Below are 22,352 nucleotides of genomic sequence, written 5' to 3' on the forward strand. Positions count from 1 at the left end.
GCTTCCTGGGGGAGGACGGGAACGGACGCGCGGACTGAGGCCACGTCAGTAGCCGACCGAGTTGAAGAGGAACGGATAGGTGATGATGACGACGCCACCCTTGGGGGAAGGGAACGTCCACGACTTCAGCTTGGAGAGGATGCAGGACTCGACGGAGGCATTGCGCAGCGTGGAGGACTTCGTCTTGGCGGCCACCACGCGGCCGTTCGCGCCGATGGTCCACTCCAGCACCACCTTGCCCGCAAGACCCGGGTCCTTGAGCAGCGCGCGCTCATAGCAGCCGTGCACCTCGTGCAGGTTGCTGTTGATGACGCGCGCCACCGCCTCACGGTCCACCGTGCCCTGCGTGGAGGCGATGCTGCGGGCCGTGGCGCGGGTGACGGTGCCGCCCACCTTGCCCTTGCCCACGCCGCCCGCGCCCAGCGCGCCGATGCCGCCGCCGCCCTTGCCGCGCAGGAGCTCCGCGCCCAGCGTGGCGCCGCCGCCCTTGCCGCCGCCGCCCAGCCCGAAGGTGCCCAGGCCCGCGTTGGCGATGGGGGCCTTCCCGATGAGGCCGGACAGCTTGTAGTTGGAATTCTTCGCGTTCTTGCTGCCGGGGCCACTGCCGAGCTTGTCCACGGCGGCGAGCAAATCGTTGGTGGCGGGGCCCGCGGCGGACAGCTTGGCCAGCGCCTTGAGCGCCTTGTTCTGCGGCGGCGTGGCGGCGGCCACCGCTTTCTCGGGCTGCTTCGGCGGCGGTGGCGTCTTCTCCACAGGCTTGGGCGGGGCCTTCTCCGCCACCTTCTCCTTGGTGGGCTTCTTCACCTTCTCCTGGAGGGCCTCCAGCTTCTTCTTCACCTCTTCCTTCTTCTTCGGCTCGGGCGCGATGAGGCGCAGCGCCACGGGCGGAAGGCTCTTGTGCTGGAAGTCCGCCACCTCCGGCTGGTCCGGCTTCATGACCAGGAACGCGGCCATGGCGGAGGCGAAGAGGCCCAGGCACGTCAGCGTCAGCCAGGGCAGGCCCTTGAGCGGGTTGACGAAGACGCGCGCGGGCTTGGGCGCGGCGTAGGCCACCAGGGACATCTGTCCCTGCGTCAGGCGCGCGGCGGTGCCCTCGCGCAGCGTGAGGAAGCGGCGGCTGCCGTCGGACTCCAGGGCCGCGCCGGTGACGGGGGTGAAGCGGCCGTCACCGCCGCTCTTCTCCACGTCGGTGCCCGGCGGCACGAAGAGGCGGAAGGCGTTGTTGAGCGGCTCGGCCAGCGTGAAGGGCGCGCCCTCCGGCAGCGTGAAACCCCACAGGGGCATGGCCCCCTCGAGGTCCAGCGAGGCCTGCACCGGCTTCTTCTTGTCCGGCGCGAAGCGGCGCGCGTCGCGGCGGATGGCGCCCCAGTACAGCTCCAGGTAGAGCTGCGCTGTGCCCTTGCCGGGCGCGATGCGCGGCGCATGCGTGGGCCGCGCCAGCGTGCGCTGCTCCTGCAGCAGCGGCCCCGTGGGCTCTGGGAGCGGGTCGAGGGCGAGGTCCGCCATCAGCTCGTCCGCGAACTGCATGCCCGAGTTGGCGGCGGGGGCCGGCTCCGGTGCGGCCCGGCGGCGGGCGGAAGGCACGGTGCTCGCCGGTACGCCCGCGGGAGCCTGCCGCGCTCCAGGCACGGGGATGACGGCGGGCTGCGCCTGCGGGAGTCCCTGCGCGTGGCCGCCAGCGGCGTGGACGGCGGCCTGCTGCGCCACGGGCGGAACCACGGCCACCGCGGGCACGGGCTGCGCGGGCGTGGGGTAGGCCAGCTGCGTCGCCACATGGACGGGAGGAACCGCGGCCACCTGCTGTGGCACGCGCGCGGCGGGCATGGTGGCGGTGGACACGGGCGGGACCGCCGTGGCCGGACGGAGCTGCCGCGCGGGCGCGGCGGAGGGCGGTGGGGCCGCGGGCGCGGCGACCTGCGGTGGCGCCGCGAACGGCGTGGGCGCCTGGGCCGCGCCGAGCAGCGCGGCGACCTCGGGCGGCGGCTGCGGCTTGGCCTCTTGCGGCTTCTGCGACAGCACGCGCGTCTTCAGGATGAAGGGGCCACAGAGGACCTCATCCACCGGCCGGATTTCACAGGCGGAGACGCGGTGGCCATTGACGAAGAGCCCCGTGCTGGAGCTCGCGTCCTGCACCGCCGCGCGGCCGTTCTGGAAGTAGAGCAGCGCGTGCCGCGGCTCCACGGACGGGTCATCCAGGCGCAGGTCGGAGGATGGATCCGAGCCGAGCGCATAGGTGCCCGGGACGAACACCTCGGTGCCCACGAGGAGACCGTCGCGGAGGATGACGACTTGCAAGACGCTGGGCTGGCCGCTCAACGGTGACGCTCCATTCAAGGGCTGGGGGGCGGTGCTGCCCTAGTGGTCGTACACCGTGGAGAGCGTTTCGGAGCGGAAGCTCTCGCGCTCGCGGATCATCGACCGCGTCTTCAGTTCCTTGCGGTCATAGAGGTACACGGCTCCGGACTTGTTCGTCTGTCCCTGGATGAGCCGGTCATCGAAGTCGATGCGCGCCGGGCCTCGCTGCGGCAGCGCGTTGTTGGAGGAGGCCGTGGCCGCGTCGCCCGTCACGGGGTCCACTACGGACGAGCCCTTGGTCTCGATCTTCGGCGGCGTCTTGGAGGCCGCCTTCTTGGCGGCCTTGGACTTCGCCTGGCGCGAGGTACGGCCGCGGCTCTGGGCCCAGGCTTCGGCCGGAGCCACCAGCGTGCCGACGCCGAGAAGCTGGGCGACAGCCATGCAGAAGAGGAAGCGTCGCATCATCAACAGGTTAAGCGATGCGTGTACCGAGCTGTCAACGCACACTCCGGCGCGCGCATGTGACGCCGTGCGCACCCAGGTGTAGAGGGCACTCCACCCCATGTGGGGCGCGTCCACCACGGTGACGCGGGGATGTTGCCGGGACGCTGGAAAGATGGCGTGCGGTGCTGCGTTTCGAGTTCGCCGGAGGATGGGGGATGCTCTCGCGCGGATGCTACGGGCGCGGATGAGCAGGAATCGCAGGCGTGCGGTGCTGGTGGTGCTGAGCGTGTCGATGGTCGCCACGGGCGTGGTGGTGCATCGGCTCCGTGAAACAGCCGCACCCGCTCCGGTATCCGCCGCGGCGCGCCCTGTCTTGTCATCCGTGGGGCCTCGGCTCACGAGCAATGAAACATCCCAGCCGCTCTCCATCCAGGGGGAACGGCTGGTGCCGGGGCTGTCGCTATCGCTGGGCCCTCCGCTGTCGCTGCGCCTGCCGTTGACGGTGGTGGACGCCACGCACGCCTATGCGCGGCTGCCCGCGGGGCTCCGTCTGCCAGAGGATGCGCCGCAAGCGGTGGTGGAGGCGCGGCTCGTCGGGGCGGACGGCGCCGAGTCGGAGGGCGCGGCGCGGCTCACGGTGGTGAACGACGCGGCCTTCACCGACCTGACGGCGATGGTGCCCGCGCCGGATGGGCGCACGCTCTTCATCACTTCGCCCCCCACCGACACGGTGTTCGCGCTGGAGGTCGACACCGGGCGTGTGTCGCGGCTGGCCACGGGAGACGGTCCCGCCGCGCTGGCGGCCTGGACGGATTCGGCCGGCCGGCCCTGGCTGGGCGTGACGCACCGGTATCAGCCGGAGCTGTGGCTGTATGCGCTGGATGCGCTGGACGCCGCGCCTCGGGTGCTGCCCGCGCCGCTGGGGGCGGAGGGGCTGACCGTGGATGGCCGAGCCGGCGTGGCCTTCGTGGCCGAGCGTGTGCGGGACCAGGTGCAGGCGCTGTCGCTGGCGGACGGGCGCATACGCTGGTCGGCGCCGGTGGACCCCAACCCTCGGGCGCTGGCGCGGTGGAAGGACCTGCTGGCGGTGGGCAGTCTCCAGACAGGGCAGTTGGAGCTGCTGCGGCAGGAGGACGGGACGCTCGTTTCCACGGTGGCGCCGGGGCCGGGTGTGTCCATCGTCGGAGGCAACACCGAGCGCTTCCGCGAGCAGGTGATGGGCGGCAAGGCGCCGCGCTTCCTGGTGGCGAGCGAGCGGCTGGGGCACGTCTTCATGTCGAGCCTGGGGCCGAACGTGGGGCCCAATCCCCAGCGCATGGAGGTGAGCGCGAACAGCGGTGTGTCGGTGGTGGAGCCCTCGCGGGGCGGCTACGTGCGGCACCGGGGCTTCGGCGCGGGCGGCACGGAGGGGCTGGCGCTGGACGACGGCGCGGGACTCCTCTACGCGGCGGACGTGGGACTGGGGCTCGTGCGGGTGTTGGATGCGCGAGCGCTGGTGTCGGGGGACGCGCCCGCCCGGCGCGCGGTGCTCCAGGAGGTGGCGGTGGCGCCGCCCGACGGTACGCCGCGCATCCGGCCGCCCGAGGACTTCGGGGTTCGGGGCAGGGCGGGCGAGGAGCTCCATTCGGGCCCCAGCGCGCTGGCGCTGTCACCCGACGCGCGCACGCTGTACGTGCTCAACCGGTTCACCCGGACGGTGGCGGTGGTGGACGTGCGCGAGGCGAGGGCGGGCAAGGCGCGGGTGGTGCGTCAGCTTCCGGTGGAGACGTCTCGCGCGCAGGCCAAACGCCGGCTGGGGCAGGTCCTCTACTACGCGGACCTGGGACGCACGGGCATCACCTGTGACGGCTGCCACATTGAGGGCCACACGGGAGGCATCTTCTACGAGAAGACGCAGCCCAACCGCATCTACCGCTCCACGACGCTGCGAGGCAGCCGCGACACGCCGCCGTACTTCACGCCCGCCAGCCACGTCAGCCTCGTGGACACGGTGCGCTTCGTGGGCGCGCGCAACCGCTTCCGCAACCCGGACCTGTCGCCGTCGGAGGTGGAGGCGCTGGCCCTCTTCAACGCGCTCCTCGTCACGCCGCCCAACCCCCATCGCGGCGAGGACGGCGCACCGTTGGAGACGGTGGCGTTGCCGGACGGGAGGGTGGGGCGCCCGGCGCGAGGACGCGCGCTGTTCGAGGGCAAGGGCGCCTGTGTGACGTGTCACCCGGCGCCCCTCTACACCTTGGACCAGGACCTGGCCACGCGGGGCCGGTACCTCGAGGTCGGCACGCCGGTGGCGCTGCCGCTGAGACTGGAGCAGCAGGACCTGGTGCCCGGCGCGGCGACGCCGTCCCTGGTGGGGGCGTGGGATGTGTGGCCCCTGCTGACGAGCGCCACCGCGGGCTATGGGGTGAAGGACAACCGGCTCGTGGTGGAGACGCGCTTCGCGCTGCGCGCGCTGCTGGAGACGTCCGGGCCCCAGCACGGCCACGCCAGCGCGCTGACGTCCGAGGAGCGCGATGACCTGCTGGCGTTCCTGCTCACGCTGTAGGCCGTCACCTGGCTGTCCATGCTCGGAGGACACGGGGAGTCACGGCGCCTCCGGGGGGGCTCAGCGCCCGTTCCACGGGGGGCCGAATTGTCGGTCCGTGCTGTGTCACTTGCGCGGTGCTTGCAGGCTTCGTGTCACCAGCGCTTGCGTTGTCACCGGGGCCTAAGGTGTAGAATCGGACTGATGCGCGCCCTCACGCGGTCCGTCTGGCTCATTCCCGTGCTCTTGCTGTCGTGTTCCGACGCGGGCCTCTACGCGCTCAATGGCCGTGGCCCTGGCGGGAAGGACCGCGCCAGCTTCGCCGGCACCGTCTGCGTGCCGCTCGCGGGCGGCGAGGCCTTTCCCACGAAGGTGATTTTCGCGCTCCAGGGCGGCGAAGGCGTCGAGCGGGAGGTGGTGGGTTACGCCACCGATGCGTTGTCCACGCTCTCCAGCCGCTTCTCCGGTCCCTTCGTCCAGTTCGGCCTCGTCGCGTACCACACGGTGGCGACGGGCCTGCTGGGCCGCTTCTCGGATGCGTCCGACTTCCAGGCTGCGCTGCCGCGCTACGCCACCTACCAGGAGTCCGGCCCCGTGAGCGTCCGCGCCGCCCTGCGGCTGGCCAAGACGCTGCTGTCGGGCGACATGCAGACGTCCTGCCGCGGCGAGGTCGCCCGCACGCGCTACGTCATCGTCGTCGTGGTGCGCAGCCAGGACACCAGTTGCGCCAACCCGGCCTTCAACGTGGGGCTCGACTCGCGTTGCAGCGCGCTGGGCAACACGTCGGCGTGCAGCCAGTGTGAGCTCACCGCCGTCACCGGCGAAATCAAGGCGCTGGCCTCGCAGTTCAGCGCGGGCGAAGTGGTGGTGCAGCCCATCTACGTGCGCGGCGAGACGCCAGACCCCATCACCCGCCAGCACGTGGCCGCCATCGCCAACGCTGGCGGCACCGAGCCGCTGGAGACGGACGCGGCGGGCCTGTCGGGCACCCTCACCAACATCCAGTACGCCGCGCGGACCAACACCCTCAAGCTCAAGCGCTTCTTCGCCTACAACCGCAACGTGGTGGTGCGCGCCGGGCAGGTGCTCGTCGACAGCGACGGGGACGGCCTTCCCGACGAGGATGAGGCGTTGATGGGCACCGACCCCGGGCGCCAGGACACGGACCAGGACGGGTTGATGGACGGCGTCGAGGTCCGCATGGGCCTGGACCCGCTCCAGCCGGACGTCATCAACGGCTGCAACGTGTCCCTGGACGAGGACGGCGACCGGCTCAACACCTGCGAGGAGCGCGTGCTGGGCACCAACGCCTGCATCGGTGACACGGACGGGGACGCGCTTCCGGACCTGGTGGAGGCGCTGGTGATGACGAACCCGCTCATCCCCGAGGACCTGCTCGATACGGACCGCGACGGCATCACCAACGTGTCGGAGGTGGAGGCGCACGGAGACCCGCTCAGCGCCGACCTCGACTTCCACCGCGAGCGCGGCTACGGCTACGAGCTGGTGGAGACCACGCCCACCGCGGACGGCCGCAGCTGCTACCAGGTGCGAGTGGAGAACGTCACCGTCGTCCCCACCCGCGAGCGGCCACACCCCTTCATCCCGGGCGAAGTCATCAAGGCGGGCACCAACGAGGTGTACCTCTACCTCCAGGCTGGCCGGGACAATGATCCACGGGGCGCGGGCATCGGCTCGCTCCTCATCCAGGAAATCCAATACAGCGAAGAGGAGGGCCGCCTGCCGGCGGGCATCATCCCCCTGGAGCCCGACACCTTCATCCCGGGGACCTGAAGCCCTCCTTGGATGTGGGGTCCACCCCTCGCCTTCACTGGGGAGTGCCCCCCACACCTTTTGTTCGACGCGTCCCTGCTCGTGCCCAACTCACTGACATTCCAGGGCTTCCCCCAAGTGTCTGGTACGGATCGTTCCTTGCTAGGCGTCCGGCGTTGAAAGGAGTCACCATGACACGCGCTCGTTTCGCTTCAGCCCTCACGCTGGGGGCTTTCCTCGTCCTCGGCCCCACGGGGGCGCTGGCGCAGTCCAACAACAACCCCGACAACCCGGAGTGTCTGGGCGACCGGTGCGGCATGCCGCTGGAAGTCGGCGGTGGCTGTGGCTGCGGCGCGGGCGGCAGCGTGTGGGTCAACTACACGGACGACGGCGACACGCTGTCGTACACGGACGACGCGGACGGCGACGGCCGCGCGGATGACCGCGACAACTGTCCCTTCGTCTCCAACCGCGACCAGGCGGACGACGACGGCGACGACGTGGGCAATGCCTGCGACAACTGCGCGTCGCTCTCCAACTTCCAGCAGCGCGACGCGGACGGCGACGGCATCGGCGACGACTGCGACCCGGACCAGGACAACGACGGCCGCGACAACGCGGAAGACAACTGCCCGCTGGTGCCCAACCCCGGCCAGGAGGACCTGGACAGAGATGGCCTGGGCGACGTCTGCGACCTGGACGACGACGGTGACGGTGAACTGGACGGCGACGACAACTGCCCCCGCGTCTACAACCCCGACCAGATCGTCAAGGACGAAGAGGCTCACTTGTGCCGCGTGGATGCGGACAACGACAACATCTCCGACAGCAGCGACAACTGCCCGGGTGTGCCCAACCCCGACCAGCGGGACACGGACGGTGACGGCGTGGGCGACGCGTGCGACCCCGACATCGACGGCGACAGCGTGCTCAACACGCAGGACAACTGCCCCGCCGTCGATAACCGCGACCAGCGCGACGACGACCGCGACGGCATTGGCGACGCGTGCGACACGCGCTACTGCCTGGTGACGAACCCCGAGCGCCCCGACGACTGCCTGGACCCGAAGTCGCCGTTCACCGTCAGCGCCGGTGGCCTGTTCCGCACGGACAAGGCCGGCGTCACCATCCGTCCGCCGCTGTTCGCCAACCGCAACGGCGCGGCCATGGAGTACGAGTGGGTGGTGGTGAAGCGCCCCTCGGGTTCCATCTCGGTGGTGGAGCGTCCGCAGGGTGCCGTGACGCTCAGCCGCGACTGGCAGTACATGTACGTCGACGGCAGCGTGCCTACCTTCGTCCCGGACAAGAAGGGCGAGTACCAGCTCCAGCTGACCGCGCGCCTGGCCTTCTCCGACCGCGTCTTCCCGGACCAGCGCGTGTCCACCTCCACCCTCACGGTGCTCGTGGGGGATGACCCGAAGGAGGGCACCAACTGCAGCTCGGTGCCCGCCGGCTTCAGCGCCACCGCCCTGGGCGCCGCGCTGCTCAGCGTGCTGATGCGCCGCCGCCGTCCCCAGCAGTAACCTCGCCGTCCCCCTCCAGGAGGTCCCTTCCGCATGCGCCGCTTCGTTCGTACCTCGCTGCTCGCGGCGGGCCTCCTGGCTTCGGGCCTGTGGTCCTGTTCGGACGCCATGCTCGAATCGAGGGTGGATGCGCTCTCCAACCTCGATGACCGGCTGACGCTCGAGGGGCGGGTGTGCACGCGCCCGCCCAGCCCCTCTGGCTTCCCGGTGAAGGTGGTGGTGGTCATCGACGAGTCGGGCAGCATGTGCGTCTCCGACCCGCCGGGCGCGCAGCTCGACAACGGCTTCTGCCAGCGCCGGGAGATTCTGGACATCATCCCGGAGGGCGTCACCGAGCCCGCGCGCGTGCGCGCCCTCAAGCGGCTGGTGCAGCAGTTCCGGGAAGTGAATGCGCAGGGCGGCAACGTGCAGGTGTCCGTTGCTCCCTTTGAAACGAACGTGCGCAACGTCTGGCCGCCCACCACGACGGGGGACCGCTTCGCCCGGCCGGACAACAACATCGACAGCTACATCGAGGGCCTGCAGAGCCAGTTGGGCAAGGGCACCGACTACCAGGGCGCCCTGTCCTACGCCTACAGCCTCATCTCCAGCGACATCAACGCGGTGGCGCAGTCCAACCCGGAGCTGCTGCCGCGCACGCGCTACGTCGTCGTCTTCCTCACGGACGGCACGCCGTATCCGCGCTGCTCGGCCACCGACAACCTCAGCGTCTACGCCGACCCGGACAACCCGGACCTGACGTGGGCGGACTCACTGAGCGACTTCTGCAACCTCACCAACACCACGGACCAGATTGACGGGTTCGAGGTGGGGACGGACCGCAACCAGAACTACCAGCTGTTCAGCTATGTGCGGCGGCTGATGGAGTTGAAGGACCAGTACAACGTGGGCGATTTGCGCATGCACACGGTGCTGCTCTTCAACCAGGAAGCGGTGCGGGCGTGTGGTCCCATCTGCCAGGACATCTACGGCGTGTACCCGGGCGTGGAGCCGGCGCGCTACCCGGAGGCCGCGAAGAAGATCGCCGCTTGGCTGCTGCGGCGCTTCGCGGACATCGGCAACGGCGTGTACCAGGAGTTCAACGACACCGGCGAAATCTCCAACCTGGGCCTGGGCGCGTTGGACTACTCATCGTTCGCCTCGCGCAACGTGATGAAGACGTTGATGGTGGAGTCGCTCAGCTCCGCGCCGGGTGACACCGGCCGCGTGCTGGACAGTGATGGGGACGGGGTGCCGGATTCCATCGACAACAGCTTCACGCTGAAGACCAACACCTTCGTGGCGGACAGCGACGGCGACTGCCTGGATGACGGCTTCGAGTACCGCCGCGAGGACCAGGGCTTCCGCGCCGCCAATGATTTGGACGCGCGTGGGTGCAACCCGGCCTCGCCGCTGACGCCCAACTGCGTCTGCCGGGACACGGACGGTGACGGCCTGTCCCAGTTCGCCGAGGACTACCTGCGCACGCGCACCGGCATCGTGGACAGCGACGGAGACGGCGTGCCGGACGGCCTGGAGGCGCGCTGGGGGCTCAACCCGCTGGAGAACAGCGTGTCGGGCCTGGACACGGACGGTGACGGCATCCCCGACGCCCAGGAGCTGCGTGCGGGCAGTGACCCCACGCGCCGCGACAAGGCCTTCCACGAGCGCTTCGGCTACCAGTACGAGACGCGCATCGCGGAGGTCCGTCCCGACGGCAGCCTCTGCTACGACTTCACCGTGTCCAACCTGCAGCTCGTCACGCCGCCGGACCGCTCGGGCGTGAAGCAGGGCTACAACCTCTTCAAGGTGTGGTTCGCCGAGGCGCCGGAGAGTGGCGTGAGCACGGACTACGGCGTGTGGCGCACCGCCTGCGCCTGGGCGCAGTATGCGCCGCCCAGCGTGCGGGTCCCGGTGGGGCCCGAGCTGGCCTTCGAGGATGCTGACTTCCGCCGGCCCGATACCTTGAGCAACCCGTGGAACAACCAGAACGACTGCGTCGGAATCCCGCCCTCGGGGAGCGCCAATCCGTGAGCCGCGTTGTCCGAGTCCTGGCGGGCGTCCTGGTGGCCGTGGCGATGGTGATGGCGTGTACGGATTCCTATCTGTACGACCCTCGCCGTGACACGGAAGTGCCGGTGGACCGGGCGGTGACATTGGAAGGCCGCTTCTGCAGCGTGGGCAGCAATGAGGTGGTGCGGCCCATCAAGCTGGTGGTCGCCATGGACGCCTCGCAGTCCATGCGGGTGAGCGACCCGGACGGCGCGCGCGCCACCGCGCTGGTGGAGCTCATCCAGAACCTGCCCAGGGACCCCGAGGTGCACCTGGCGGTGATGCTCTTCGCGGGCAGCACCACGGCCTTCCTCACGCAGCAGCCGGGCAACCCGCCCCAGGACGGCTTCGTCCAGGTGTCCTCCATGGATGACGCCACGCTGCGGCGCCTGACGGAGCAACTGCTCACCTTCCGCAACCCCGACACCTCGCCGAACCGGGACTCGACGGACTTCGTCAAGCCGCTGTCGGACATCTACTCGCTCATCAACACGGACATCGCGCGCAGCCGGCTGGACCCGGGCGGTGCGCAGGCGCTGGCGCAGGCGCGTTACTCCGTCATCTTCCTGTCGGACGGCAAGCCCACCAACGACCAGGATGACGAGCTGCTCCGGGGTGACGCGGTGGTGCGCATCCGCCAGTTGCGGGATTTGGTGGAGGACGTGCGCGTCAACACCGTGCACGTCTTCAACCCCACGCAGCCGGTGTCCTCGGTGTGTGACCTGTCTGGTGACGGGGGCTGCCCGCTGCTCATCATCAACCAGAACGCGGACCGGTTGGAGCAGATGGCGACGCTGGGTGGCGGCAACTTCCGCGACTTCCGCAACAACGAGCCCATCAACTTCCTGGACTTCACCTTCGGCCAGGTGCGCCGCGCCTTCATCGTGAAGGAGATGGTGGCCTTCAACTTCTCCGCGCCGCCGGGCAGCCCGGTGGGCGAGGCGGACTCGGACGGTGACGGCCTGACGGACGCGCGCGAGCTGGAGCTGGGCACGGACCCGCACAAGGTGGACACGGACGGGGACGGCTTCAGCGACGGCGTGGAGGTGTACTTCCGCGACCGCGGCGTGGACTTCAACCCCACGCAGGAGGCCCTGCCGGACGGCGGCGGGCTGGACCGCGGGTGTCCGCCGGCGCTGCGCGGCGTGGACTCGGACTGCGACGGCCTGCTGGACTGCGACGAGCAGTTCGTGGGCACCAACGCGACGCTGGCGGACAGTGACCGGGACGGCGTGCCGGACGGCATGGAGTGGCTGGGTGGCACACAGGGCGCCAGCAACGATTTGGACGAGGACCCGGACAACGACGGGCTGACGAACCGCATGGAGCTGCGGATGCACACCCGGCCGCTGGTGGTGGACACCGCGGACCTGTCGGTGAACGGCTACCGCTACGCCTTCGAGGCGGACGGCCCGCCGGACAACCTGGGCCGCCAGTGCTACCGCTTCCGCGTGGAGAACGTCCTGCTGGCCCCCACGATGGCGTCCGCGGACGACGCGGGCGTGGTGCAGCGCGGGGCGGGCTTCAACGACATCGCGCTGTCCGTGGCCATGGTGCCCGGAGACGACCCCACCGCCCGGACGCTTGTCCGCACCTTCCGCGTGAATGACGTGCGCTACCCGGTGGGCGGCATCAAGTCGCCCGCCGATGGCGTCATCCGCGTGGAACCCGAGCAGCTCGTCGACGGCTGCCCCGGCCGCCCCGACGACGTGCCCCCGACGCCTTGAGAACCGACGCCATGCCCACCTCTGTTCGTCTGTTGCCGCTCGCGTTGCTCGTCCTCGCCGCCTGTTCCTCTGGAGGAGGCGAGACACCCGACGCGGGGACTCCCGTGGTGGAGGACCTGTGCAATTCGCGCGAAGAGGCGCTGACGCGGCCCGAGTGCGAGCTCAAGCCGGGCGAGCCGCTGGAGCGCTTCCTGGCGCTGGACAGCGAGCCGCGCGCTGGTGACCAGGACTGGTACCGCATTGTCCTGCCGCCCGGCACCAACGCCCGCACGCTGCTGAACGTCAACGGGACGTACCTGGCGTTCAGCACCGCGGTGAATCTGTCCGTCACCATCCTGGGGCCGCTGCCGGACGGGAAGGAGGGCTCGCTGGCGAGGAAAGAGGACAAGCACGCCCAGGGCGCGCCCCGTCCGGTGGACATCGTGTTGCCGCTGCGCGACGGGCTGGAGAACCAGACGCTGCTGGTGCTGGTGCAGGACGCGCCAGACGTGCCGTCCCGGCCCAACTTCGACGCGCGCAACAAGTACCGGTTGACGGTGCGCATCGACCAGAACCCGGACGCGCAGGAGCCCAACGACACGCACGAGACGGCCACGCCGCTGGTGCTGACGCAGTCCGGGGAGATGCTGATGGGCGCCTCCACCGGCTATCTGGCCACGGACAATGACGTGGACCACTACGCCTTCGACCTGGCCGAGGGGAAGATTGCCTACGTGCACATCACCGCGCCCGACCTGGACGCCGTGCCCAACTGGCGCCTGTCCTACGAGCTGTGGCGCCCGGGCTTCACGGAGAAGGAGGACGAAGGCGTGGTGCTGCCCCAGGTGCGCGGCGGCGAGCTGGCCACCGCGCGCAAAGTCAAGGTGGAGCACGCGGGGCGGTGGACGCTGGTGGTGAAGGGCTACCGCGGCACCAATGACCGGGACACGGCCCAGGGCGACCTCACGCAGCCCTACGAGGTGGAGGTGCGCGTGCTGGAGGAGGAGGACCCGCAGGACCGGCCGGACCCGCAGCGCCCGGAGGTGCCCGATAACGACCGGGCGCAGCGTGCCACCACGCGCAATCTGAGCGCCGCCACGCCCGGCGGCGCCGGCTCGTCTGTCTCCTTCACCGGCCGCCTGGGCTACATCTCCGACCGGGATTGGTACTCGGTGCGGCTGCCGGCCTCCAGCACCCCCACGCTGCTGCGCTACCGGCTGGTGCCGCTGGAGACGGGTGGCCGCTTCCCCGCGATGCCGGTGACGGCCTCGCGCGTGGTGCACGTGTTCACCCTGATCGCCACCGGGGGCCCCTTGAACGAGTCGCGGGAGCGCTGCGCCACCGACGCCGCCGTCTGCCCGCGCGACTTCTCGGAGAATCCCGACGCCCGGACCCTGGTGGATCGCTTCTGCCGGCGCACGGATTTGCCCGCGCCCATGTGTCTGCACTCGTCTCGCGAGGAGGCCGTGGGCAACTCGCGCTTCACCGCCCTGAGCAACTTCCGGGGTGTCATCCCGGTTCCGGCGCATGACGCCGCGCTGATGTACTACTTCCTGGTGCAGGACAACGGCTCGTGGGTGGACGACAAGGACTACCGTCTGGAGGTGAGCTGGGACGCGGAGGACGCGGACGAGCTGTCTCGCTACGTCAATGGCGCGGAGGCGCCGGTGGCGCGGACGCTCGCGTCCACCACGGCCTTCCCGTCGCCGCCCGACACTGCGGAGTTCTCCGTCACGGGCCAGTTGTCGCACGGCCACGGCCGGCTGCGCAGCGGCACAGACCGCATCAACGGGCTCGGGGTGCGTGGCCCACTGGACTACGACGCCGTACCTTCCGACGTGGACTCGTACGTGTTCGACCTGCCCTCGGTGCCTCCGCCGGAGGACCGGACGTGGCTGCTCCAGTGGGAGGTGGCGAAGCTGGCCGACGGTGGCACGCCGCACGGCCTGGCGCTGGACCTCACCTTCTGTGACGGCGATGCGACGGACGCCGGTGTCGGCACCTGCACGCCGGTGCGCACGGGAAACCGGGGGCCGCTGACGCTGGGCTACCGCTCGGACGCGCTGCGCGCCTGGCACACGCCGTCCAACGCGGGCACCAGCAGCCTGCAGTCGCTCTACCAGTTGGAGGACCGTCCCAATTCCACCGTCGTCACCCTGGCGCCCTATGCCTGCGGCTGCCTGGAGCGGCGCTTCATCCGCGGCGGCACCCTGCGCGTGGACGTGACGGCGTCGGAGCGGCTGGACTACGAGCGGGTGAACTACACGCTGCGCACCGGCCACGGGGACTATCCGCAGAGCTATCCGGTGGACGGCGGGACGACGGTATCGTGCCCGGTCGTCACCGACGGTGGGACGACGCCGGACGGAGATGGCGGCGTCATCCAGAACTACGCCGGGGGCTGCAACTTCACCTACCAGCCATGAGGCGGGTGGCGTCAGGGCGGGAGCGCTGGCTCCCGCCCGTCACGCGGTGGTCCGCGAGGACTTCAGGGCGCGACGCCCAGCCCGTTGAGGGTGATGACCTGCTGGGCGGCGTTGGCGGCATTGGATTCGATGGTAATCGTGCCGTCGTATTCCACGTCATCGGTGGGCATGAACGCCACCGTCAGGTAGGCGCGGTCATACGTCTCCAACCGCAGCGGCGTGCCTGGGGTGAAGCCTTCGGGAAGCTGGAGGGTGAAGACGCTCGGCGCCGACAGGGTGATGGCGGTGATGTCCAGCGGGTCCAGGCCGCGGTTCTGGATGGCCAGCGAGTTGTAGGCCGTCTGCCCGACGTAGGTGCCGTGGTTGAACTCGCGGTTGAACGTCAGCGCCGCGCGGTCGATGAAGAGTGTGGGCGCCTGGGGAAGCTCCGTCTCCTCCCCACAGCCAGCCAGGGCGAAGAGGATGATGGGGAGCCAACGGGTACGCAGTCGCATGGACATACACGCCTCGCATGAGGGTCTGAAGATGACGCCGGTTGTAACAGTGTTTGGCCGCAAGGCCCAGGCAGCAGCGGTGCTGCTTTTTGCGTCGCTTTGGGGTGCCTGCGACGGCACGCGCGAGGACTTCATCGGCGCGCGTGTGAAGGACACCTGCGGCGCGGCCTGGCCTGTGTGCGACCGCGTGGCGGGCTGTATTCTCGGTTCGGAAAGTTATTCGGAAGGCCGCTTCCCTGGCCGGCAGCAGCTCATCGTCCAGTTGAAGGAAGCCTCCACCGTGAAGGTGAGCCTCTTCCTGGAGGACGTCACCGCGGCGGGAAGTGAAACCGTGATGCTCTTCCATGAAGAGGGCTGCCGGGCGCGCATCCGCCGGGCCACGGAAGGGCGCGCGGTGTTGGATGTGATGGAGCGACAGGGCTCCTTCACCGAGGAGGCGGAGCTCACCGGCGTGGGCGACCACCTCATCGAGTTCGAGTCCGACATGCAGGCGCGCTACATCATCAAGGTGGACGTGACGCCGCTGCGCAATCGCTAGCGTCCGCCCTTGAGCTTGCGCACCAGGTGGTCCGCCACGCGGAAGCTGTTGGCGCTGATGGTGAGCGTGGACGGCACGCTGCCGCCGGTGGGCATGAAGCTGCCGTCCACCACGTAGAGGTTGGGCATCTCGTGGGCGCGGCAGTCGCGGTCCAGCACGGACGTCGCCGCGTCGTCGCCGAAGCGGCAGGTGCCGTGCTGGAGGATGGACGTCTCCCCGCTGGTGGTGCCGCGCCGGACGTCATCCGGGTCCAGGCGCAGGAGGACTTCCTCGCCGCGCTCCACCAGGAAGCGCGTGGCCGCCAGGTCCATGGGGTGCCGGTCCACGGTGATGGCCGCCACGGGGATGCCGTAGCGGTCCTTCACGCTGCCCTCCACGCTGACGTAGGTGCCGGCGGTGGGGAGGAACTCGGCGTAGACCTCGAACTGGAGGATGCGTGAGTCGCGGTACTCCCGCATCTTGTCCTTCAACGCCTTGCCGAAGAGGGCCTTCTCGCCCTTGCCCGCCAGCCCCACCGCGGCGTGGATGGGATTGGGGTGGGCCCACATGAAGCCCAGCGTGCCGCCCTTGCGGAAGCCGAATCGGGCGTCGGGCATCAGGTAGAAGTCCTGGAGGCTGCGGTTGACGAAGGGAGATGGGTCCTTCAGCCACGGCCGCGCGGCGGACTGCTTCGACAGGCGGAAGGTGGCGTGGGATTCGCCGAACGAGCTGAAGGTGAGGTTGCGCCCCACCAGTCCGTTGCCGTTGGCCAGGCCTTTCGGGAAGCGGCTGGAGGTGGAGTTGAGCAGGAGGCGCGCGCTCTCCACGGCGGTGCAGGACACGACGATGACCTTCGCCGGCTGCTCGCGCGTCACACCGTCCGCGTCGAGGTAGACGACGCTCCGCGCGTGGCCCTGCTTGTCCACCTCCACCGTGCGCGCCATGCAGCCGGGACGCAGGTCCACATTGCCGGTGGCCACGGCGGCGGGGATGAGGCTGGCGTTGGTGCCACTCTTCGCGCCCGTCTCGCAGCCGTAGCTGCCGCACAGCGCGCAGTACGAGCACGGCGCCCGGCCCCGGTAGGGCTTGCTGAGGATGCCGCGCGCGGTGGGCAGGGAATGCCAGCCCATGGCGCCGCACGCCTCGTCGATTTCCTTCGCCACCGGATGCACGTCCAGCGGCGGTAGCGGGTAGGGGCCACTGCGCGGCTCGGCGAAGGGGTGGGGGACGGACTCGCCGGACACGCCCAGCTCCGCCTCGGCCTTGTCGTAGAAGGGCGCCAGCTCCTCGTAGGAGATGGGCCAGTCCGCCACGGTGCTGCCGGGCACGGCGCCCAGCGTGGAGCGCAGCCGGAAGTCCACCGGCTTGAGCCGGTAGAAGAAGCCGCTCATGTGGACGGTGCCACCGCCCACGCAGTTGGCCGTCCACGCCGCGCTCGTCTTCTCGTAGCGGCCCTTCGCGCCCTGGCGCACCAGGTGTGGCTCCTCCCACGGCACCGGCATGAAGAAGTTCCGGCGGCTGTTCAGGATTTCGTCGTGGATGAAGTCCTTGGGCTGGTAGTGCGGGCCCTTCTCCAGCACCACCACCTTGAAGCCCGCGCGGCCCAGCTCCAGCGCCATGGGCGCGCCGCCCGCGCCGCTGCCGATGATGCAGACGTCCACCTCGGGCAGGCTCATCGGTGGACCCCACACTCACGTAGGCACTTGGGCCCGTCGTAGCCTTCCGGCGGCGCGGAGGCGACGGTGCCCACGGTGTCGAAGCCCATCAGCCGCCAGCCCACCTTGCCCTGGTTGCCGCCGTAGGACGGGTCCCCGAGGAAGCCCTCCAGCGTCATCACCGTCAGCAGCTCGAAGAAGTGCGCCTCGCCGCTGCGGGGCGGGCTGTCCTTGAAGAGGGTGAGCAGTTCGTCCTGCTGCTCGGCCGTCAGGGCGGCGAAGCCCTTCTGGTGCATGCGCTGGGCGCGGCGCTCCAGGGCCGCCACGCCGGAGAGGAAGTCCTCGCGCACGGGCTCCAGCTCGGGTGTCTGGAGGATGCGGTCGATGTAGACGGGGACGTTCGCGTCGAGGGCGCCCGGGTCTTCGTCTCGCGGGAGGATGCGCTCGGTGGCGGCGGCCACCACCGCGTATTCGAAGGAGGAGAAGGTGCGCGGGGCCTGGCCGTCCTGCTTCGCCGCCAGGGGACCCGTGTCCGCGGGGGGCGTCTTCTCTTGGGATTCGGAGGAGCGCTTGCAGGCGGGGCCGAGCAACACCACGCCTCCGCCCAGGAAGGTCAGCCGCTGGATGAGGGAGCGCCGGGACAGGCGCCCCCGATTGGAATGCGCACGTGTCATACGGCGCGCGAGCCTAGCGCACGCAGGCGCTTCGCGCTGGCTTCATGAAACATGCGCGGTGGCTCCCCGCCGCGCGGCGCTGGCGTAGGATGCCGCCACGACGTGCAGGGCCGACAACACACGAGGAGTGGCACATGAAACGGCATGCCTGGGCTCTGGGCCTGGTGCTCGCGCTGGGGTGTGGCAAGGACAGCAACCCGACGCCCCCTGACGCGGGCGGTAACCCCGACGGCGGTCCGATCGACACCTCGCCCTTCGCGAAGTTCGTGGTGGATTCGAGCGAGGGCCAGTTCGACCCCATCTCCTCCATCGCCATGGCCGTGGGTCCGCAGGACCGCATCGGCATGGCGTACTTCGTCCGCAACGGGACGATGCGGGAGAACGTGGAGAACATGGACCTGATGTACCGCGAGTTCAACGGCGGGCAGCTCGGCGCCGCGGAGCGCATCGCCACCGTGCAGCGCGTGTACGGTGTGTCCGTGGCCTTCGGGCCGGACGGTCAGCCGGTGGTGACGTACCTGGGCGGCGACCGGGAAGATCCCTCGTCGTTCTGGTTCCAGAGCGACCTGGCGGTGTCCTATCGCAGCGCCTCCGGCGCGTGGACGGAGCGCATCGTCGTGCGGCGTTCCAATGAGGCGCAGCCCGTCAATCCCACGACGGACGTGGGCTACCTCGTCGGCCTCAACCCCGCCATCGTGTTCAATGGGAGCGAGGCGATCGTCGCCTACCGGGATGGGCAGAGCGGGCAGTTCCAGAACCAGGACTTCGGGGCCAGCGACCTGGAGATTGCCAGCGGTGGTCCCACGAACTGGCAGCGCCGAGTCGCGGTGTCTTCCGGTAACAACAAGTTGGGCTACGGTGGCCACATCTCCCTGGTGATGGCGGGGACCCAGCCGGCCCTGGTGCACGACAAGGCGCCAGAGGCAGCGCAGGCCACCGGCACGGATGTGCACTTCCAGCGGCGCAACGCGGACGGTCTCACCTGGACGCCGCTGGTGCGCGTGCAGGCGGTTCCCAACACTCAGCTCGGAGCCTCGTTGGCGCATGACTCGGTCGAGGGGTTTGGCATTGCGGTCTTGAACAGGAGCTCGAACGCGCTGACGTACACGGAATGCGCTGACGCCTCCGCGACGTCCTGCACGTCTGAGCGGGACTGGTCCATGCCGGACCCCGTGTTCAACAGCGGCACGGGCGGCTGGTATCCGTCACTGGCCTTCGACCCGGTCCACCACGAGCCGTCCATCGCCTTCTACATCTGCGCCGCCGAGTCCGGCCGCAATGACACGAGCTGCAACCCGAACGACGATGCGCTGGTCATCTCCACGCGCATCCAGGGTATCTGGCGGGAGACGCTGGTGGACGCCGGCGGTGGCTGGTCGCCGAAGCTGGCGTACCTCTCCAATGGCAAGCGCGTCGTCCTGTACCGGGCGCCGGTGGTGGCGCAGGACAAGGGCGTGCTGAAGCTCGCGGTGGAGCGATGATGCGCGCGGCCCGCACGCTCGCTGCCGTGAGCTTGTCGGCCCTGATGGCCGGGGCGGGGCTGGCCGCGTGCGGCCTCGCGGACAACTCGCTGGGCGGCAGCGTGTCCGAGCTCTTCCCGCTGGAGGTGTCCCGCGTGGAGGTGCTGCGCAACCCGGAGGCGCTCCAGGTCAGCTACTACCGGAACAATGATTTGGACGTGGACCTGGTCGTCCGCCTCACCGTGTCCACGGAAGGGCTGGACCTGCGTCCCGGGACGAAGGTGAACCTTGCGGGCACCACGCCGTCGGGACAGGCGCGGGCCACGGTGGTGCACCTCAACGCGGGCGAGCCCGCGCGCGTCTTCGGGCCGGTGAACAAGGGTGACTTGCAGTTGGAGTCTGGAGGCAACCCGGGCGAACCCACGCGCGGAGACTTCTCCATGTCCTTCAGCCGGGGTGATGGCTTTGGCGCTGGCCGCAACCTGGAGGGAACCTTCTCCGTGGTGGCTCAGGACGCGAGCTTCGGCCCGGAGCCGGGCCAGTTGCTCGATGGCGGCGTTCCTCCTCCCGACGCGGGCACGCCTCCCGAATAGCGGGAGGGGCCGGAGCGCGTCAGGCAGGCTGCTGTTCGGAAATGTCGGGGGTTTGGGGGCCGCGAATGTCCCGACATTTCCGAACAGTGAGCTGCGGACGTGCTGACTACTGGGCCACGCAGGTGTTGCTGGCCAGGCCCTGGGACACGGAGGCCTGGGCCACGGCGTGCTGCGCGAGCGCCTGCGCGCCACCCTCTTCGTACACGCGGCGGGCCACGGCCAGCGCGTCACGGGCGTGGACGGTCAGCGTGGTGCCGGCGGCATCCGTCACCGCCACCGCGCCGTCCGTCGCCTCCTGGGCCTGGATGAGCATGGCGCCGGCGTCGTCGCGGACCACCATGCCGTCCTCGAGCGGCTCGAAGTAGCGGACCATCGTCTCCTGGCCCTCGCGCGCCAGCTCCATGCGCATGACGCCCGTCTCCACGTCACGCGACAGGCGCAGCGTGTCGGTGGGGCTCAGCTTGACGATGCGGGTGGTCTCCGGCGCGCCGTCGACGCTGGCGACGGGGTTGCTGCCCGTCCAGAACTCGATGCTGTTGATGACGATGGCGTCGATGAACGCGCCCAGCCCGTAGACGGGGATGATGGTGAGCACGAGGAACATCAGCCACTGCACGAACTTGTTGCCGGAGATGTTCTTGTTGAAGTTCCAGATCTTCTGCGTGAGCTGGAACTGGCCGAAGCAGCCGGTGGCGTGCATGGACATGAAACCGGCGAACATCATGGCGAGCCAGGGGGACGGACGCTTCATTCTTTGACGTCTCCTAGAGGGGGGAGGCTTGACTCCCAGTGCGCCGCGAACATGCCACGGCTCGCACGGGTGTCACGAGTCCCTTCCACACTCCGTCCGCTGTTTGCCAGTCCGACGCGCCAGACGCCTGCGGGGGCCTCAGTCCGTCTCGCTCTGAACGAGTCCGTACTTGTGGAGCAGCGAGTACAGGTGCTTCCGGTCCAGCTCGGCCTCGCGGGCGGCGCGGGCAATGTTGCCTTTGGCGCGGCCCAACAGCCGGGTGAGGTACTCGCGCTCGAAGGCGCGGATGAGCTCGTCCTTGCAGACCTTGAAGGGGCCGGTGAACTCCACCGGAAGGGAATCCCCGGCGGCGGCGGGGGCCTCGCGGGTGAACTCGCGCAGCAGGGTGTCCCCGGCCAGCTCCGGAATGTCCACCATGTGCCGGGCGCGCTCCAGGGCGTTGCGCAATTCGCGCACGTTGCCCGGCCAGGTGTGCCCGGTGAACTGCTCGCGAATCTTCTCCGGCAGCCGGGGCCACAGGCCTTCGCCCGCGAAGGCATCCACCAGCAGGGGGATGTCCTCCTTGCGGTCGCGCAGTGAAGGAAGGCTGACGGTGAACACGGAGAGGCGGAAGTAGAGGTCCTCGCGGAAGCGGCCCGCCTGAGTCTCCGCCCACAAGTCTTTCTTGCTGGCGACGATGATGCGCGCGTCGAAGGAGATGGGGGAGGAGGCGCCGAGCCGGCGGAACTCCCGGTCTTCAATGGCGCGCAGCAGCTTGGGCTGCAGGTCCAGGGCGAGGTCGTCGATTTCGTCCAGGAAGAGGGTGCCGCCGTTGGCGCGCTCCAGGCAGCCGATGCGCTGGCTCACCGCGCCGGTGAAGGCGCCCTTCTCATGGCCGAACAGCTCGCTCTCGATGAGGGAGTCGGACACGCTGGCGCAGTCGAAGACGACGAGCGGCCCGCCCGCGCGGGGACTGAGCTTGTGGGTGGCCTTGGCGGCGGCGCCCTTGCCGGAGCCCGTCTCACCCACCAGCAGCACGGTGGAGTCGGTGGGCGCGATGCGCTGGAGCAGCGCGAAAATCTGCCGCATGGGCAGGCTGCGGCCCACCAGGTCGCCCAGCCGGTCCTCCAGGATGGGCTCCACCTGGACGGGGGAGACCTGGGGACTGAAGCGCAGGCGCACGTCGCCGACCTCCAGCAGGGCGCCAGGGCGGAGGAAGGCCTCACGCACCTGGGCACCGTCCAGGAAGGTGCCGTTGGTGGAGCCCAGGTCCTGTACGAGGAAGCGGTCCCCCTGGCGGCGCACCACCAGGTGGTTGCGGCTCACGGTGGGGTGGTCGATGACGACGTCATTGTCCGGGGCCTTGCCCACGCGGAGGGCTTCATTGGCCAGGGGGAAGACGGTGCCGGCGCGCTCGGTGTCCAGCAGGACGAGGTGGAAGAGCTGGGCGGAGAGCCGCTCCCCTTGAGTCCGTGCGCCAATGACGGTGTGAGAGGGGATGGGGGCGGGG

16 protein-coding genes are annotated in these 22,352 nt (G+C 69.8%); 9 read left to right on the forward strand and 7 right to left on the reverse strand.

The genetic code is table 11. The features are described from left to right. Positions 1 to 45: 45 nt before the first annotated feature. Both FL344_RS28045 and FL344_RS28050 read right to left on the reverse strand, forming a co-directional pair. Complete coding sequence (locus FL344_RS28045; protein ID WP_141620688.1) at positions 46 to 2,316, reverse strand: AgmX/PglI C-terminal domain-containing protein; 2,271 nt, start codon at positions 2,314 to 2,316, stop codon at positions 46 to 48. A 39-nt stretch (positions 2,317 to 2,355) separates the two neighbouring features. Then, positions 2,356 to 2,760: a hypothetical protein gene (locus FL344_RS28050; protein WP_228565433.1), complete on the reverse strand. Its 405-nt coding sequence runs from the start codon at positions 2,758 to 2,760 to the stop codon at positions 2,356 to 2,358. Between the two features lie 223 nt (positions 2,761 to 2,983). Between FL344_RS28050 and FL344_RS28055 the strand changes: the two genes are divergently transcribed. The 6 genes from FL344_RS28055 (at position 2,984) to FL344_RS28080 (ending at position 14,719) form a co-directional block, all read left to right on the forward strand. Beyond that, on the forward strand, positions 2,984 to 5,281 hold the full coding sequence (locus tag FL344_RS28055; protein WP_228565434.1) for an MtsA protein: 2,298 nt from the start codon (positions 2,984 to 2,986) through the stop codon (positions 5,279 to 5,281). Positions 5,282 to 5,464: 183 nt separating this feature from the next. After that, a complete protein-coding gene (locus FL344_RS28060; protein ID WP_194863285.1) occupies positions 5,465 to 7,054 on the forward strand; it encodes a thrombospondin type 3 repeat-containing protein in 1,590 nt (529 codons plus the stop codon). A gap of 170 nt (positions 7,055 to 7,224) precedes the next feature. Next, the gene (locus tag FL344_RS28065) at positions 7,225 to 8,556 is read left to right on the forward strand and encodes a thrombospondin type 3 repeat-containing protein (protein ID WP_194863286.1); all 1,332 of its coding nucleotides are present in this window, start codon (positions 7,225 to 7,227) and stop codon (positions 8,554 to 8,556) included. Between the two features lie 33 nt (positions 8,557 to 8,589). After that, the gene (locus tag FL344_RS28070) at positions 8,590 to 10,569 is read left to right on the forward strand and encodes a vWA domain-containing protein (protein ID WP_141590359.1); all 1,980 of its coding nucleotides are present in this window, start codon (positions 8,590 to 8,592) and stop codon (positions 10,567 to 10,569) included. Next, the gene (locus tag FL344_RS28075) at positions 10,566 to 12,314 is read left to right on the forward strand and encodes a vWA domain-containing protein (protein ID WP_141590358.1); all 1,749 of its coding nucleotides are present in this window, start codon (positions 10,566 to 10,568) and stop codon (positions 12,312 to 12,314) included. Before FL344_RS28070 ends, FL344_RS28075 begins: the two co-directional genes overlap by 4 nt. 11 nt (positions 12,315 to 12,325) lie before the next feature. Continuing rightward, on the forward strand, positions 12,326 to 14,719 hold the full coding sequence (locus FL344_RS28080; protein WP_194863287.1) for a hypothetical protein: 2,394 nt from the start codon (positions 12,326 to 12,328) through the stop codon (positions 14,717 to 14,719). Positions 14,720 to 14,781: 62 nt separating this feature from the next. Here the strand turns inward: FL344_RS28080 and FL344_RS28085 are convergent, their stop codons facing one another. Then, a complete protein-coding gene (locus tag FL344_RS28085) occupies positions 14,782 to 15,213 on the reverse strand; it encodes a hypothetical protein (protein ID WP_228565435.1) in 432 nt (143 codons plus the stop codon). Positions 15,214 to 15,244: 31 nt separating this feature from the next. On the opposite strand from FL344_RS28085, the gene FL344_RS28090 reads away from it, so the two are divergent. Beyond that, positions 15,245 to 15,751: a hypothetical protein gene (locus FL344_RS28090; protein WP_225909778.1), complete on the forward strand. Its 507-nt coding sequence runs from the start codon at positions 15,245 to 15,247 to the stop codon at positions 15,749 to 15,751. Here FL344_RS28090 and FL344_RS28095 read toward each other — a convergent pair. Further along, complete coding sequence (locus tag FL344_RS28095) at positions 15,748 to 17,406, reverse strand: GMC family oxidoreductase (protein WP_141620693.1); 1,659 nt, start codon at positions 17,404 to 17,406, stop codon at positions 15,748 to 15,750. The two genes, FL344_RS28090 and FL344_RS28095, sit on opposite strands and share 4 nt — an antisense overlap. Next, on the reverse strand, positions 17,403 to 18,059 hold the full coding sequence (locus FL344_RS28100) for a gluconate 2-dehydrogenase subunit 3 family protein (RefSeq protein WP_011551458.1): 657 nt from the start codon (positions 18,057 to 18,059) through the stop codon (positions 17,403 to 17,405). Before FL344_RS28100 ends, FL344_RS28095 begins: the two co-directional genes overlap by 4 nt. A gap of 134 nt (positions 18,060 to 18,193) precedes the next feature. Here FL344_RS28100 and FL344_RS28105 point away from each other — a divergent pair, with 134 nt between their 5' ends. Together FL344_RS28105 and FL344_RS28110 are read left to right on the forward strand one after the other, a co-directional pair. Continuing rightward, positions 18,194 to 19,540: a hypothetical protein gene (locus FL344_RS28105; protein ID WP_141620694.1), complete on the forward strand. Its 1,347-nt coding sequence runs from the start codon at positions 18,194 to 18,196 to the stop codon at positions 19,538 to 19,540. After that, positions 19,537 to 20,112 carry a hypothetical protein gene (locus tag FL344_RS28110; RefSeq protein ID WP_141620695.1) on the forward strand — a complete coding sequence of 192 codons (576 nt, stop codon included), beginning with the start codon at positions 19,537 to 19,539 and terminating at the stop codon, positions 20,110 to 20,112. Before FL344_RS28105 ends, FL344_RS28110 begins: the two co-directional genes overlap by 4 nt. A gap of 106 nt (positions 20,113 to 20,218) precedes the next feature. On the opposite strand, the gene FL344_RS28115 is transcribed toward FL344_RS28110, so the two are convergent. After that, complete coding sequence (locus FL344_RS28115; protein WP_090484655.1) at positions 20,219 to 20,863, reverse strand: DUF3332 domain-containing protein; 645 nt, start codon at positions 20,861 to 20,863, stop codon at positions 20,219 to 20,221. Positions 20,864 to 21,001: 138 nt separating this feature from the next. Further along, on the reverse strand, positions 21,002 to 22,352 hold a 1,351-nt coding region (locus FL344_RS28120; RefSeq protein ID WP_141254599.1), incomplete at its 5' end, for a sigma 54-interacting transcriptional regulator.

Source organism: Myxococcus sp. AB036A, from assembly GCF_006547355.1.
Taxonomy (GTDB): Bacteria; Myxococcota; Myxococcia; order Myxococcales; family Myxococcaceae; genus Myxococcus; species Myxococcus virescens.